Below are 13,530 nucleotides of genomic sequence, written 5' to 3'. Positions count from 1 at the left end.
CTGCGATTCACGTGCGGGTAACCAATGCCGGGGTGAAGTCCAGGATCTGCTGCATCCCAGAGATCACCGAGCGCAGGGCGGATTCGACGTCGGCCAGTTCGCCAGTGATCACCACCGAACCAGAGAAACGGTCGACGAAGGCGAGCTTTACCGACGACGACTTGGAGGCGATGTCGGCGGCGATGATGGCGGCTTCGCTTGGTGTGATGGTGAGAATGCCGATGGCTCCTGAGTACTCGGAGGTGAGCCCGATGGCGCGGTGTAGATCCGGGGTGGGGGCGGCAATCACATGGGCCAGGGTCACCTGTTTGCCAGGGACGAACTCCTGGATGATGCGCTGTTTGCCGGGCGCCTCGTCGCTCATATCAGACCTCCTCGTCTTGCACAGATTATCGATGGATACACGAATGACTCAATCTTCGGGGCAGAAATGTGTACAACGCTGGTTGTTCCATGTATGGCAGCTGGTCATAGGCTGAGTTGCGGGTGACCACAGTTGGCCCCAACTGACGAAGGAGTCCTGATGCAAGAAGCACTCGGCATGGTTGAGACCAAGGGTCTGATCGGCAGCATTGAGGCGGCTGATGCCATGGTGAAGTCGGCGAATGTGTCGCTGATCGGCAAGGAGCAGATCGGTGCTGGTTTTGTGACGGTGATGGTGCGTGGTGATGTGGGCGCTGTGAAGGCTGCTGTTGATGCTGGTGCGGCTGCGGCGACGAAGGTGGGGGAGTTGATTTCCCAGCATGTGATCCCGCGTCCTCATGGCGACGTCGAAACCATCCTCCCGAAGAAGTCCGCGAAGTAAGGGGATTGACAGATGTCCAATGAACTCGTCGACCAGGTGATGGCCGAGGTCCTGAAGAAGGTCGGTGGATCCGCCCCTCAGGCTGCCCCGGCGGCCGTCACTCCTGGTGTCCGTCCGCAGAGCACCGAGTTCGTCGGTACCGGGCTGGGCGACACCATCGGCTTGGTGATCGCGAATGTTGATCCCGCGCTGACCGAGAAGATGAACATCGACCCGAAGTACCGCTCCATCGGCATCATCGGTGGTCGCACCGGTGCCGGTCCGCAGTTGTTCGCCGCCGATGAAGCCGTGAAGGCCACCAACACCGAGATCGTGCTCGCCGAGCTGCCCCGCGACACCAAGGGTGGCGCCGGTCACGGCTCGTTGATCGTTTTCGCCGCCGAGGATGTCTCCGATGCCCGGCGCGCAGTCGAGGTGACCCTCAAGGAGCTAGAGCGCACCTTCGGCGACGTCTACGGCACCGATGCCGGGCATCTGGAATTCCAGTACACCGCCCGCGCGTCCTATGCCTTGAACAAGGTCTTCGGAGCCCCGATCGGCAAGGCCTTCGGCATCACTGTCGGCGCCCCGGCCGCCATCGGCATCGTCCTAGCCGATACCGCGGTGAAGGCCTCGACGATTGACGTCGTGTCCTACGCGACCCCGCAGCACGGGCAGTCGTTCTCCAACGAGGTCACCATGACCTTCTCCGGCGACTCCGGCGCCGTCCGTCAGGCGGTCATCGCCGCCCGTGAGGTCGGCAAGACCCTGCTGGGCGCCTTTGGTGGCGACGTCGTCTCGACCACCACTCCCTACATCTGATCGAAGGCTGTGAATCGTGAGATCAAAGCGTTTTGAAGTACTGGACGCGCGTCCAGTCAACCAGGACGGCTACGTCACCGAGTGGGCCGAGGTTGGTCTGATCGCCGTCGACTCGCCCAATGACCCGACCCCGTCCATCCGGATCGAGAACGGCGTCGTGGTCGAGCTTGACGGCAAGAAGGCCGCCGAGTTCGACCTGATCGACTCCTTCGTCGCCCGCTACGGCATCAACCTCGACTTTGCCGAGGAGGCCATGAAGGTCGACTCCCTGGAGTTTGCCCGCCGTCTGGTCGACATCAACGTCCCGCGCTCCGAGCTGGTGAAGTACACCACCGCGTTCACCCCGGCCAAGCTGACCGAAGTCGTGAACCAGCTCACCGTGCTGGAAATGATGATGGCCGTCAACAAGATGCGTGCCCGTCTGCAGCCCGCCAACCAGTGCCACGTGACCAACACCCGTGACAACCCTGTTCAGCTGGCCGCCGATGCTGCCGAGGCGGCCCTTCGCGGCTTCGCCGAAGAAGAGACCACCGTCGGTGTGGTGCGCTACTACCCGTTCAACGCCTTGTCCATCCTCGTGGGTGCCCAGGTTGGCCGTCCCGGCATCCTGACCCAGTGCTCCGTCGAGGAGGCCACCGAGCTGCAGCTTGGCATGCGCGGGCTGACCGCCTATGCCGAGACCGTGTCGGTCTATGGCACCGAGGACGTCTTCATGGACGGCGACGACACCCCGTGGTCGAAGGCCTTCCTGGCTTCCTCCTATGCCTCCCGTGGCCTGAAGATGCGCTTCACCTCGGGCACCGGCTCTGAGGTGCAGATGGGCTTCGCCGAGGGCAAGTCGATGCTCTACCTGGAAGCCCGCTGCCTGGCCTTCACCAAGGCCGCCGGTTCCCAGGGCACCCAGAACGGTTCGGTTTCTTGCATCGGTGTTCCCGCTGCGGTCCCCGGTGGCATCCGTGCGGTGCTCGCCGAGAACCTCATCGCCACCATGCTGGATCTGGAATGCGCATCGTCGAACGACCAGACCTTCACCCACTCGGACCTGCGTCGCGTGGCCCGTTCACTGATGCAGTTCGTGCCCGGTACAGATTTCATCTGCTCCGGCTACTCGGCCACCCCGAACTACGACAACATGTTCGCCGGTTCGAACTGGGATGCCGAGGATTTCGACGACTGGGCCATCATCCAGCGCGACCTGAGGGTTGACGGTGGCCTGACCCCGGCCGTCGAAGATGACGTCGTGGCGATCCGCCGCAAGGCCGCCCGCACCCTGCAGGCCGTCTTCCGTGAGCTGGGGCTGCCGGCCATCACCGACGAAGAGGTTGAGGCCGCCACCTACGCCCATGGCACCAAGGACATGCCGCACCGCAATGTCGTCGAAGACCTGAAGGCCGCCGACGAGATGATGAAGCGCAATGTGACCGGCTTGGACGTCTGCCAGGCCCTGCTACGGGCCGGTATCGAGGACACCGCCGAGGCGATCTTCAACCTGCTGCGTGTGCGCTGCGCCGGTGACTACCTGCACACCTCCGCGATCTTCAACGAGAAGTGGGAAGTGAACTCGGCGGTCAACTACCCGAACAGCTACGAGGGTCCGAAGACCGGCTACCAGATCTCCGACGAGCGCTGGAAGCAGATCTCGACCATTCGCAACGCTGTCAGCCCGGAAAGCATCTGAGGTGGCAACGATGGACCAAGAAGCACTGCGCAAGATCATCGAGCAGGCGATTCGTGAGGTGGCTGCCGCCCAGGACCAGGCAGTCCCTGCAGCCCAGGTTCCTGCGGCCAGTTCGGTCGCAGGCTCTGGGGAAATGACCCTCACCGAGAACGGTGACGCCACCCGCGGCACCGATCCCAAGGAGGTCGTGATCGCTTTGTCCCCAGCGTTCTCCAGTACCATCCACGAGACGATCATCGGCCTCAAGCACTCCGATGTCCTGCGCCAGATCTGCGCGGGTATTGAGGAGGAAGGGCTGAAGTTCCGGTTCATCCGGGTTTACAAGACCGCCGACGTCGGCTTCGTCGCCCACGAGGCCGCCAAGGCCTCGGGCTCCGGCATCGGCATTGGCATCCAGTCGCGTGGCACGACGGTTATCCACCAAAAGGATCTACCGCCGCTGTCGAACCTGGAGCTGTTCTCTCAGGCACCACTCATTGAGCTCGACACCTTCCGCGCCATCGGCCGTAACGCCGGCCAGTACGCGAAGGGGATGTCTCCCGATCCGGTGCCGGTCCGTAACGACCAGATGGCCAGGCCGAAGTACCAGGCAGTCGCGGCTCTCCTGCATAACAAGGAGACCAAGCTGACCCAGAAGTCCAAGAAGCCGCAGGCCGTCCAGGTCTCGTTCAACTAGGAGAGGTCATGGACCAGGAATCTCTGATTCGCCAGATCATGGGCGAGGTTCTCAAGAACCTCGACAACAACGAGGTCTCATTCACGAAGACCGCTGCGCCTGCCGCGGCTGCTCCCGTCGGCGGTACGCTCCGTCGTGAGGACTACCCGCTGGCCGAGAAGCACGCGGATCTCGTGACATCGAACACCGGCAAGGCCCTCAAGGACCTGACCTTTGCCGACGTCAAGGCCGGCAGATTGAGCGCCGACGATTTCAAGATCTCCGCCGATACTCTCGAAAAGCAGGCGCAGATCGCCGACGCCGCCGGACGCCCGACCCTGGGCCGCAATTTCCGTCGCGCCGCCGAGCTGATCTCCGTTCCCGACGAGCGGGTTCTGGAGATCTACAACGCCCTTCGCCCCTACCGCTCCACCAAGGCGGAGCTGTACGCGATTGCCGAGGAACTCGAAGGCACCTACGGCGCCAAGGTGTGCTCGGCATTCGTGCGGGAGGCCGCCGACGAATACGAGCGCCGCGGCCGTCTGCGCGAGGACTGAGGAACGAAGGAAAGGAGTCCGGTCATGGGAATGGTGGCAGGCATCGACATCGGCAACGCGACCACCGAAGTCGCGCTGGCGGTGCGTGAGGGAGCCGGGATGCGGTTCCTCGCATCGGCCACCACTCCCACGACCGGCATCAAGGGCACCAAGGACAACATCAAGGGGGTCTTCCACTCTCTGTCCATCGCCTTGGACAAGGCCGGACGCAAACTCGAAGAACTGGAACTGATCCGGATCAACGAGGCCGCCCCGGTCATCGGCGACGTCGCGATGGAGACGATCACCGAGACGATCATCACCGAATCGACGATGATCGGCCACAATCCCTCTACTCCCGGCGGTGTGGGCACCGGAGTGGGCATCACCATCAGGATTGAGGATCTGGGCGCGGCGAGTGCGGGCGACTACGTCGTCGTCGTGTCTCGCTCCCACGACTTCGCCGAGGTGGCTGCCACCATCAACGCGGCCCGGGTCAATGTGACTGCCGCGGTGATGGAACTCAATGACGGTGTGCTGGTCAACAACCGGCTCGACCATATGATCCCGATCGTCGACGAGGTTGGGCTCATCGACAAGGTGCCGATCGGGATGAAGGCGGCCGTCGAGGTCGCCGAGACCGGCAGGATCGTCGAGGTTTTGTCGAACCCCTACGGCATCGCTACCCTCTTCGAGCTGAGCCCCGAGGAGACCAAACAGGTTGTTCCGCTGGCTCGCGCTCTGGTGGGCAACAGGTCGGCGGTCGTCATCAAAACCCCCGCCGGCGACGTGAAGGAACGTCGCATCCCGGCAGGGTCTCTCACCTTCCACGGGATCACCGCCACCGCGGCCACCGAGATCGTGGTCGACGTCGACTCTGGCGCCGATGAGATCATGCAGGCCGCCTCCCGGATGCGGGAAATCCACGACATCACCGGTGAACCCGGAACCAATGTCGGTGGGATGATGGAAAAGGTCCGGGTCACCATGGGCCAGCTGACCAGCCAGCATCCCCGCGACATCAAGATCACCGACATGATCGCGGTCGACACCATGACCCCCAAGCAGGTCTCCGGTGGGCTGGCCAATGAGTTCTCCATGGAAAACGCAGTCGGCATCGCGGTCATGGTGCAGGCTGATCGCCTCCAGATGCAGGCCATCGCCCAGGACATCGCCGCCCAGATCCGGATCCCGGTCGAGGTCGGTGGCGTCGAAGCCGATATGGCCATTCGTGGTGCGCTCACCACCCCGGGAACCAGCGCCCCGATCGCGATTCTCGACATGGGGGCCGGTTCCACCGACGCCTCGGTGATGCGTGCCGACGGCACCGGAGTCTCCACGCACCTGGCAGGGGCCGGGAATATGGTGACCTTGATGATCCAGACCGAACTGGGCCTGGACGCCTGGGATGCCGCCGAGGATGTCAAACGGCACCCGCTAGCCAAGGTGGAAACCGTTTTCTCGATCCGTCATGAGGACGGGTCGGTGCAATTCTTCGATGAACCGCTGCCCCCGCACCTGTATGCCAGGGTGGTGGTCATCAAGCCAGAAGAGGGGCTGGTACCCATCGGCGTCGATCTGCCGGTGGATGCCATCCGCAACATTCGCATCCGGGCCAAGGAGAGGGTCTTCGTCGCCAATGCGGTGCGTGCCCTGCGCCGGGTGTCACCCACCGACAACGTGCGCGATATCGATTTCGTGGTGCTCGTCGGCGGTTCAGCCCTCGACTTCGAGATTCCGCAGCTGGTGACCAAGGCGCTGGCCGAGTACCGGGTTGTCGCCGGGCGGGCGAATATTCGTGGCACCGAGGGGCCCCGCAACGCGGTGGCTACTGGCCTGGCCCTGTCGTGGGGTGAGCAGTGATGCCGCAAGCCACTCAGGAACGCCCGGTCATCCGGCTGCACGTGAACGAGCACGTCGACCTGCCAAGGTTGCGTGATCTCGTGCTGGGTATCGAGGAGGAAGCCGTGCCGGTCTTCGTCGAGGTGACCAGCGATGGCGACGCCGCCCACCTCGCCCACCAGGCATCCGTGCAGGCCACCTTGGAGATCGGGATTGGAGTCGACACCCAAGACATCGCGGTGACCACCAGCAAACTTCCCGATGGTGCCCCCTATCTGATCACCGGATTGAACCTTTCCGCCGCCAATGACCGCAATATCGGGGCGAATGCCGCCCGGTTGGTCAAGCGGAACCCGCTGCTACCCATCGAGAGGAGCCCACATGCTGGCGCTGGGAACCATTGAGACAGTCGGTCTCGCGGCCGCCATCGAGGCCGCCGACGTCGCCTGCAAGACGGCTGACATTCACCTCGTCGGCTATGAACTCACCAAGGGCGGTGGCCTGGTTGTGGTGAAGGTGGAGGGCCAGGTCGCCTCGGTGCAGACCGCCATCCAGGCCGCCCAGGCTGCGGCCAGTCTGGTTGGCCGGGTTGCGGGGATCTCGGTGATACCCCGCCCCAGCGAGCAACTGGAATTGATGGTCCGCAACCCGAAGACCGTTGGGTGGGCCACTCGCGCCCCGGCTTCCAAGGCTGCCGCGCCCGCCGTCGCGCAGTCCGCCCCGGCATCGAAGCCCGCGGCCAAAAAGCCCAGCCCACAATCCGGGGCCGTTGCCGCCGAGGCGCCGAAGACCGCCACAAAGGAACCGGTGGACAACGAGCAGCCCAAGGTGCCCGGTGAACAGGAAAAGACCCCCGCCGCGGAGAAGCAACCGGCCCCCAGCAAGGGAGATGCCCCGGCCAAGGTGGCCAAGAACACCGAAACGGAATCCGAACCCAAGACCACAGCGGCCAAACCCGCCACGGGTGGGGCCCGTCCCAAGCAGATCAAGAAATGAGCAGGAGGAATGAGGAATCATGAGTGAAGCACTCGGCATGGTTGAGACCAAGGGTCTGATCGGCAGCATTGAGGCGGCTGATGCCATGGTGAAGTCGGCGAATGTGTCGCTGATCGGCAAGGAGCAGATCGGTGCTGGTTTTGTGACGGTGATGGTGCGTGGTGATGTGGGCGCTGTGAAGGCTGCTGTTGATGCTGGTGCGGCTGCGGCGACGAAGGTGGGGGAGTTGATTTCCCAGCATGTGATCCCGCGTCCTCACGGCGACGTCGAAACCATCCTCCCGAAGGCCTGATCGATGGCTGACAAGCTTGTCGAGCAGATCGTCGATGTCGTCGTCGACAAGATCTTCGAGGCTGACCCCAGCCGTGTGAAGGTGGGTATCTCCAACCGGCACGTGCACCTGTGCGACGCTGATTTCCGCACCTTATTCGGTTACGAGGCCCCGCAGGTGTACAAGATGGTGCGCCAGCGCGGCGAATTCGCGGCCAAGGAGTCGGTGACCGTCGTCGGGCCCAAGGGGAGATTTGAACGCGTCCGGGTCATGGGCCCCAACCGCAGCGCCACCCAGGTGGAACTGTCCGCCACCGACGCCCGTGCGCTTGGGGTGAAGGCGCCGATGGCCCAGTCCGGGCAGCTGGCCCAGGCCGCCCCGGTGACCATCATCGGCCCCGAGGGACAGGTGGAGTGCGAGCATGCGGCGATCATCGCCGGGCGTCACATCCACATGAGCCCCTCCGACGCGGCGGCCCTGAGGCTGGAGGACCAGGACCGGGTGTCGGTTCAGTTCGACGGTGACCGCGCCGCGCGACTGGACAATTTCTTGGTACGGGTCAAGGATTCCTACCTTCTGGAACTCCACCTGGACACCGACGAGGGCAATGCAGTCAGCGCCCGCAGCGGTGACTGGGCGCTCATCTTGGGGAAGTGAGCACTAACCATGGGTCGTCAAGCACTGAAGAAATTCGCGAAGATGGTGCGCACCGGTGAGGTCGTCGAGGGCAGCGGTGAATACCGTCTCGGCATCGACCTGGGTACCGCCAATATCGTGCTGTCGGTGGTGGACGGCTCCAACAATCCCGTCGCTGGTGCCTGGCGGCACTCCACCGTGGTGCGCGACGGGATCGTCGTCGACTGGCTGGGCGCGGTGCGCGCGGTGCAGGAACTCAAGGAGGAACTGACCACCTCCACCGGTCATGCATTCGACCGGGCCGCCTTCACCATCCCGCCCGGCATTGATGAGGCTACCGTCAAGGTCTTCGCCAATGTGGTGCAGGCCGCCGACCTAGAGGTCGACGAGGTGGTCGACGAGCCCGTCGCCGCCGCGACCGCCCTAGGTATCACCGACGGCACCATTATCGACGTCGGCCACGGCACTACCGGTGTCTCACTGCTCAACGATGGGAAGGTCACCTTGTCGATCGACGAACCCACCGGCGGCCACCACATGACCCTGGTCATCGCCGGCGCGATGGGCGTCGACTACGAGGAGGCCGAGAAATTCAAGAAGACGGCCAAGAACGCCAATATTGCCGGGCCACTGGTGCGTCCCACCCTGGAGAAGATGGCGACCATTGCTGCCAGGGCTCTTGAGGGACGCGACCCGGGAACGATCACCTTGGTTGGTGGCGCGGCCTCGCTGCCCAATGCGACCGGCGTCTTCTCCCAGGTGCTTGGTCACCCGGTGGAATGTCCCGCCGAACCACTATTCCCGACCCCGCTCGGGGTAGCCATGAGGAGGCCATGATGACTCCCGGGGAGCTTAAAGAACTGGTCACCGCCATCGTCAAGCAGGTGCTTGCCGAGCAGGCCGTCGCCGAGGAGCGTCCCAGCGCGCTGGTGCTGTTCACCGGTGCCCTGGTCGGCTTCGAGGACGCCCTCACCTCGCTGACCGCGCTATCGGCCAGTGCCGATTTGGACATCATCCAGACCCCGTCGGCCCAGCGCATCCTCGACCAGCAGGCCATCGCCCGCATCGGCATGACTCCCGTCGAGCAGGGCCTGGTCTGTGGCCATGACATGCTCATCATCGCGTCGCTCACCGCGAACCTGGTGGGCAAGGTGGTCAACGGTATCGGGGATTGCATGGCCTCCAATGTGACCGCCGATTTCATCATGGCGGGCAAACCCGTCATCGCCGCCCGCGACGCGGCTTGCCCGGACAGCCCCGGCAAGCGCCGCTGGTTCCCCACCTTGCCCGAGGGATATGCGGCGATGATGCGCGAGAATCTCACAAAGCTGGCCTCCTTCGGGGTCCGGTTGACCTCCGCCAGCACGCTGGATTCCGTCGTCATGGATGCCTGGACGGCACCTTCGGAGATGGTCGGCTTCGACGCCAAGGTGCTGTCGGCCACCGACCTGCGTGGGCTGGCACCGGGTACCCAGCTGCAGATCGGAGCGCACACCGTCATCACCGCCCTGGCCAAAGAGGAAGCCGCGGCCCAAGGCATCACGATCTTGAGGAGGAGCTGACATGCAGTTGGCCAAGGTTGTCGGCAATGTGGTATCGACAAGCAAGGACGAGCGTCTCGTCGGCTTCAAGCTGTTGCTGATCCGCAAGATCGACGAGAACGAGAACTACATCGGGGAACTGGAGATCGCCGTCGACACCGTCGGCGCCGGTGCTGGTGAGGTGGTCATCGTGGTGCGCTCGGGTGGTGCCCGGCACGCCGCTGGCCGGGAACAGGCGCCGCTGGACGCGGCCATCGTGGGAATCGTGGATACCGTGGAAATGGAGATGTGATGCCTGCCATCTACACGCGCACCGGTGACAAGGGCGACACCGGGCTGTTCGGCGGGTCGCGAGTGCCCAAGCAGTCCCTACGCGTCGAGGCATACGGCACTATCGACGAGGCGAATGCCGCCATCGGTGCCGCGAAGGCCTGGATGGAGCGCGGCGAGTGGTGGGATCGCATCCAGCACATGCAGCTGCGGCTATTCGTGCTGGCCGCCGAGGTAGCTTCCGATGAAAAAGGCCGGGCCACCATCGGCGACAAGATCTCGGGAACCGACATCGCCGACCTGGAGCACCTGATCGACGACTGCCTGGCGATCACCGGCCCGCAGCGGGCCTTCGTCGTGCCGGGTCGTGACCACCGCTCGGCGGCCTTCCACCAGGCCCGCACCGTGGTGCGCCGCGCCGAGCGGGAGATGTTGCGCTTGGCCGAGGTGGAGGAACTGCGCCCCGAGCTCATCAAATACTTAAACCGCTGTTCGGATGCCGTCTATTCGCTGGCCAGGCTGGCCGAGCACTGGCACGACGAGCAGCACATCCGGGAACTCGTGGTGGCCGCCGTCGAGAAGATCCTCGGCAAGACACCCGATGACAGTTCCCTCGGCAAGGCGACCGATGGGAGTCGCCTTGGCAAGGCACCTTCCGGGCCGGTTCCCACCCGGATCGACAGCCTCGACCTGGCCTTGGCCCAGCGGCTGTGCGACGCGGCCTTGGCCAAGGCTGACGAGATGGGGGTGGCAGTGGTTTTCGCGGCGGTGGATGGCAGCGGTGCGCTGCTGCTGCTCAATCGCCAGCCCGATTCGCTGCTGGCCTCGATTGACGTCGCGATGAACAAGGCCTGGTCGGCTTTCGCCTTCAAGCGGCCCACCGCCGATCTGAAGAAACATGCCGACGATCTCAAGGGCCTCGAATCGACCAATTCAGGCCGGGTCATCATGTTCCCCGGAGGGGTACCGCTGACCGTCCGCGGCCGGATCATCGGAGGCATTGGGGTTTCTGGTGGATCCGACGAGGAAGATCTCGCAATTCTTGAACACGCACTCTCGACAGTGATTGGAGATAACCGATGAGCATCGACACCGCAATGCTGGAGAAGGTCATTCGTGACGTTCTGGCCAGCTACTCCGCCGGGGAGACCTCTGCACCGGCAGCAAAGGAGGTCGCTGGTGGGGCCGACGGCATCTTCGACGACATGGACTCCGCTGTCGAGGCCGCCGATAAGGCATGGCGCGAGTACATGGACTGCTCGCTGGCCGACCGGCGTCGTTACGTGCAGGCGATCCGCGACGCGATGTCGAACGAGGAACATCTCACCTACATGGCTGAGCAGGCGGTCAAGGAATCGGGCATGGGCAATGCCGCCCACAAATACCTGAAGAACAAGATCGCTGCCTTGGAGACCCCGGGGGTTGAGGACTTGGTCACCGACGCATGGTCGGGCGACGACGGGCTGACCGTGGTGGAGTACTCGCCGTTCGGCGTGATCGGAGCCATCACCCCGACCACCAATCCGACCGAGACCATCACCTGCAACTCGATCGGCATGCTGGCTGCCGGAAATGCTGTCGTGTTCTCCCCGCACCCGCGCGCCAAGAATCTGTCGCTGTGGCAGGTGCGCACCCTGAACCGGGCTTTGGCCGAGGTTGGCGCCCCGGCGAACCTGATCGTCACCGTGGCCGAGCCCAGCATCGAGAACACCAACAAGATGATGGCTCACCCGAAGGTGCGCATGCTGGTGGCTACCGGCGGGCCTGGCATCGTGAAGACCGTGCTCTCCTCGGGCAAGAAGGCCATCGGCGCCGGTGCGGGCAACCCGCCGGTTGTCGTCGACACCACCGCCGACATTGATCTGGCCGCGAAGTCGATCGTCGACGGGGCTTCCTTTGACAACAACCTGCCCTGCACCGCGGAGAAGGAATGCCTGGCGGTCGACGACATCGTCGACCTGCTGAAGTTCAAGATGGTGGAGAACGGCGCCTACGAGATCACCTTGGAGCAGGCCAAGCAACTCGCCGACATCGTGGTCAATCACGACAAGCATGCGGCTCAGACCGCATGGGTGGGCAAACCGGCCACTGTGCTGCTTGAGCAGATCGGTATCCAGGCCCCGGCCGGTACCCGGCTGATCATCGCCGAGGTGCCCTTCGAGCACTGCTTCGTGCAGACCGAACTGATGATGCCGATTCTGGGCGTCGTGCGGGTTCCGGATGTGGACACCGCCATCGACCTGGCCGTCCAGGCCGAGCACGGTAACCGGCACACCGCGATCATGCATTCGAAGGATGTCACCAAGCTCACCCGGATGGGCAAGCTGATCCAGACCACGATCTTCGTGAAGAACGGTCCTTCCTTCGCCGGGCTGGGCATCACCGGTGAGGGGTATCCCACCTTCACCATCGCCGGGCCAACCGGTGAGGGCCTGACCTCGGCCCGGTCCTTCGCGCGCCGTCGTCGCTGCGTGCTCGTCGGGGAATTGAATATCCGATGAGGAAGATCGCGATCACCGGGGCGGGCGGCAAGATCGGTTACGCGCTGGTCTTCCGCATCGCATCCGGGGAACTCTTCGGTGATGAGCCGGTGCAGTTGCGCCTGCTAGAAATCCCGGGTGCGGTGAAAGCGCTTGAGGGCGTGGCCATGGAACTTGAGGATTGCGCTTTCCCGACTCTTGCAGGAGTGGAGATCGGCGACTCTGCCGAGCAGGTCTTCGACGGGGCCAACGTCGCTATGCTCGTTGGTGCTTCCCCGCGCAAGAAGGGGATGGAACGCTCCGACCTGCTGGGTGCGAATGGTGCGATCTTCCGGGAACAGGGGCGGGCGCTGGCGGCCCGGGCGGCTTCCGATATCCGCGTGGTGGTGACCGGTAACCCAGCCAACACCAATGCCTGGATTGCCCACCGCAATGCCGATGGGATTCCCGCGCAGAGGTTCACCGCGCTGACCAGGCTGGACCACGATCGCGCCCTGCGACAGCTTGCCGATAAGGCGCGACGCGGGGTCGGTGAGGTGTCGAATATGACGATCTGGGGGAACCATTCCTCCACCCAGTACCCGGACGTGTTCAACGCCAGGATTAACGGGAAACCTGCCGCCACGTGGCTGGGCGACGACGCGTGGATCAATTTTGATTTCATCCCGACCGTCGCCAAGCGCGGGGCCGCGGTGATCGCCGCCCGGGGTTCGTCTTCCGCGGCGTCGGCGGCCGATGCGACGATCCGGCACGTGCACGACTGGTTCGCCGGAACCCCCGAGGGTGATTGGACCTCGATGGGCGTGGTCTCCGACGGTTCCTACGGGGTGCCCGAGGGATTGGTTTCCTCCTTCCCGGTCACCACCGGCGACGGGCAGTGGCGGATCGTGCCGGACCTTCCGGTCTCCGCATTCGCACGCCACCACATCGATATCTCGGTCGCCGAGTTGGCCAGCGAGGCCGCTGCGGTGAAGAAACTCGGTTTCGTCTCCTGAGCTGCTGCCTCGCTGCATGCCAGA

Annotated in this window: 17 protein-coding genes; 16 read left to right on the top strand and 1 reads right to left on the bottom strand. The window is 64.0% G+C overall.

Going from position 1 to position 13,530, the window contains the following annotated elements; translation table 11 throughout:
- Positions 1 to 7: 7 nt before the first annotated feature.
- Positions 8 to 364 (bottom strand): BMC domain-containing protein, encoded by a 357-nt coding sequence (locus HMPREF1531_RS03575; RefSeq protein WP_016668539.1) that lies wholly within the window; start codon positions 362 to 364, stop codon positions 8 to 10.
- A 156-nt stretch (positions 365 to 520) separates the two neighbouring features.
- On the opposite strand from HMPREF1531_RS03575, the gene HMPREF1531_RS03570 reads away from it, so the two are divergent.
- Genes HMPREF1531_RS03570 through HMPREF1531_RS03495 form a run of 16 tightly spaced genes read left to right on the top strand, consistent with a single transcriptional unit; the run spans position 521 to position 13,506 of the window.
- Positions 521 to 805: a BMC domain-containing protein gene (locus HMPREF1531_RS03570; protein ID WP_269593318.1), complete on the top strand. Its 285-nt coding sequence runs from the start codon at positions 521 to 523 to the stop codon at positions 803 to 805.
- Between the two features lie 12 nt (positions 806 to 817).
- The gene (pduB, locus tag HMPREF1531_RS03565; RefSeq protein WP_016668537.1) at positions 818 to 1,606 is read left to right on the top strand and encodes a propanediol utilization microcompartment protein PduB; all 789 of its coding nucleotides are present in this window, start codon (positions 818 to 820) and stop codon (positions 1,604 to 1,606) included.
- Positions 1,607 to 1,622: 16 nt separating this feature from the next.
- Complete coding sequence (locus tag HMPREF1531_RS03560) at positions 1,623 to 3,284, top strand: propanediol/glycerol family dehydratase large subunit (RefSeq protein ID WP_016668536.1); 1,662 nt, start codon at positions 1,623 to 1,625, stop codon at positions 3,282 to 3,284.
- Between the two features lie 10 nt (positions 3,285 to 3,294).
- Positions 3,295 to 3,960, top strand: coding sequence for a propanediol/glycerol family dehydratase medium subunit (locus HMPREF1531_RS03555; protein ID WP_016668535.1), 666 nt, complete (start codon positions 3,295 to 3,297; stop codon positions 3,958 to 3,960).
- An 8-nt stretch (positions 3,961 to 3,968) separates the two neighbouring features.
- On the top strand, positions 3,969 to 4,496 hold the full coding sequence (locus HMPREF1531_RS03550) for a diol dehydratase small subunit (RefSeq protein ID WP_016668534.1): 528 nt from the start codon (positions 3,969 to 3,971) through the stop codon (positions 4,494 to 4,496).
- Positions 4,497 to 4,520: 24 nt separating this feature from the next.
- On the top strand, positions 4,521 to 6,338 hold the full coding sequence (locus tag HMPREF1531_RS03545; RefSeq protein ID WP_016668533.1) for a diol dehydratase reactivase subunit alpha: 1,818 nt from the start codon (positions 4,521 to 4,523) through the stop codon (positions 6,336 to 6,338).
- Positions 6,338 to 6,721, top strand: a complete 384-nt coding sequence (locus HMPREF1531_RS03540; protein ID WP_016668532.1) for a glycerol dehydratase reactivase beta/small subunit family protein — start codon at positions 6,338 to 6,340, stop codon at positions 6,719 to 6,721. The genes HMPREF1531_RS03545 and HMPREF1531_RS03540 overlap by 1 nt, the downstream gene beginning before the upstream one ends.
- Positions 6,699 to 7,313 (top strand): BMC domain-containing protein, encoded by a 615-nt coding sequence (locus tag HMPREF1531_RS14265; RefSeq protein WP_016668531.1) that lies wholly within the window; start codon positions 6,699 to 6,701, stop codon positions 7,311 to 7,313. Before HMPREF1531_RS03540 ends, HMPREF1531_RS14265 begins: the two co-directional genes overlap by 23 nt.
- A 16-nt stretch (positions 7,314 to 7,329) precedes the next feature.
- Positions 7,330 to 7,605, top strand: coding sequence for a BMC domain-containing protein (locus HMPREF1531_RS03530; protein ID WP_269593317.1), 276 nt, complete (start codon positions 7,330 to 7,332; stop codon positions 7,603 to 7,605).
- Between the two features lie 3 nt (positions 7,606 to 7,608).
- Positions 7,609 to 8,241, top strand: a complete 633-nt coding sequence (gene pduL / locus HMPREF1531_RS03525) for a phosphate propanoyltransferase (RefSeq protein ID WP_016668529.1) — start codon at positions 7,609 to 7,611, stop codon at positions 8,239 to 8,241.
- A gap of 9 nt (positions 8,242 to 8,250) precedes the next feature.
- Complete coding sequence (gene eutJ, locus HMPREF1531_RS03520; RefSeq protein WP_016668528.1) at positions 8,251 to 9,057, top strand: ethanolamine utilization protein EutJ; 807 nt, start codon at positions 8,251 to 8,253, stop codon at positions 9,055 to 9,057.
- Complete coding sequence (locus HMPREF1531_RS03515; protein WP_016668527.1) at positions 9,057 to 9,782, top strand: flavoprotein; 726 nt, start codon at positions 9,057 to 9,059, stop codon at positions 9,780 to 9,782. The genes eutJ and HMPREF1531_RS03515 overlap by 1 nt, the downstream gene beginning before the upstream one ends.
- A 1-nt stretch (position 9,783) precedes the next feature.
- Positions 9,784 to 10,053, top strand: a complete 270-nt coding sequence (locus HMPREF1531_RS03510) for a EutN/CcmL family microcompartment protein (protein ID WP_016668526.1) — start codon at positions 9,784 to 9,786, stop codon at positions 10,051 to 10,053.
- The gene (locus HMPREF1531_RS03505) at positions 10,053 to 11,114 is read left to right on the top strand and encodes a cob(I)yrinic acid a,c-diamide adenosyltransferase (RefSeq protein ID WP_016668525.1); all 1,062 of its coding nucleotides are present in this window, start codon (positions 10,053 to 10,055) and stop codon (positions 11,112 to 11,114) included. The genes HMPREF1531_RS03510 and HMPREF1531_RS03505 overlap by 1 nt, the downstream gene beginning before the upstream one ends.
- Positions 11,111 to 12,532, top strand: a complete 1,422-nt coding sequence (locus HMPREF1531_RS03500) for an aldehyde dehydrogenase family protein (RefSeq protein ID WP_016668524.1) — start codon at positions 11,111 to 11,113, stop codon at positions 12,530 to 12,532. The genes HMPREF1531_RS03505 and HMPREF1531_RS03500 overlap by 4 nt, the downstream gene beginning before the upstream one ends.
- Complete coding sequence (locus tag HMPREF1531_RS03495) at positions 12,529 to 13,506, top strand: malate dehydrogenase (RefSeq protein ID WP_016668523.1); 978 nt, start codon at positions 12,529 to 12,531, stop codon at positions 13,504 to 13,506. The genes HMPREF1531_RS03500 and HMPREF1531_RS03495 overlap by 4 nt, the downstream gene beginning before the upstream one ends.
- The last annotated feature ends 24 nt before the right edge of the window (positions 13,507 to 13,530 follow it).

The sequence above is a fragment of the Propionibacterium sp. oral taxon 192 str. F0372 genome (genome assembly GCF_000413315.1).
Taxonomy (GTDB): domain Bacteria; phylum Actinomycetota; class Actinomycetes; order Propionibacteriales; family Propionibacteriaceae; genus Brooklawnia.
This window is presented reverse-complemented; position numbering and strand designations above follow the sequence as displayed.

Bases quoted from the DNA above. Each gene is read 5' to 3' on its own strand.
- HMPREF1531_RS03555 (WP_016668535.1), top strand. From the start codon at position 3,295: ATGGACCAAGAAGCACTGCGCAAGATCATCGAGCAGGCGATTCGTGAG.
- pduB (WP_016668537.1), top strand. From the start codon at position 818: ATGTCCAATGAACTCGTCGACCAGGTGATGGCCGAGGTCCTGAAGAAG.
- HMPREF1531_RS03505 (WP_016668525.1), top strand. From the start codon at position 10,053: ATGCCTGCCATCTACACGCGCACCGGTGACAAGGGCGACACCGGGCTG.
- HMPREF1531_RS03545 (WP_016668533.1), top strand. From the start codon at position 4,521: ATGGGAATGGTGGCAGGCATCGACATCGGCAACGCGACCACCGAAGTC.
- HMPREF1531_RS14265 (WP_016668531.1), top strand. From the start codon at position 6,699: ATGCTGGCGCTGGGAACCATTGAGACAGTCGGTCTCGCGGCCGCCATC.
- HMPREF1531_RS03515 (WP_016668527.1), top strand. From the start codon at position 9,057: ATGACTCCCGGGGAGCTTAAAGAACTGGTCACCGCCATCGTCAAGCAG.
- HMPREF1531_RS03550 (WP_016668534.1), top strand. From the start codon at position 3,969: ATGGACCAGGAATCTCTGATTCGCCAGATCATGGGCGAGGTTCTCAAG.
- HMPREF1531_RS03575 (WP_016668539.1), bottom strand. From the start codon at position 364: ATGAGCGACGAGGCGCCCGGCAAACAGCGCATCATCCAGGAGTTCGTC.
- pduL (WP_016668529.1), top strand. From the start codon at position 7,609: ATGGCTGACAAGCTTGTCGAGCAGATCGTCGATGTCGTCGTCGACAAG.
- HMPREF1531_RS03495 (WP_016668523.1), top strand. From the start codon at position 12,529: ATGAGGAAGATCGCGATCACCGGGGCGGGCGGCAAGATCGGTTACGCG.
- HMPREF1531_RS03540 (WP_016668532.1), top strand. From the start codon at position 6,338: ATGCCGCAAGCCACTCAGGAACGCCCGGTCATCCGGCTGCACGTGAAC.
- HMPREF1531_RS03500 (WP_016668524.1), top strand. From the start codon at position 11,111: ATGAGCATCGACACCGCAATGCTGGAGAAGGTCATTCGTGACGTTCTG.
- eutJ (WP_016668528.1), top strand. From the start codon at position 8,251: ATGGGTCGTCAAGCACTGAAGAAATTCGCGAAGATGGTGCGCACCGGT.
- HMPREF1531_RS03510 (WP_016668526.1), top strand. From the start codon at position 9,784: ATGCAGTTGGCCAAGGTTGTCGGCAATGTGGTATCGACAAGCAAGGAC.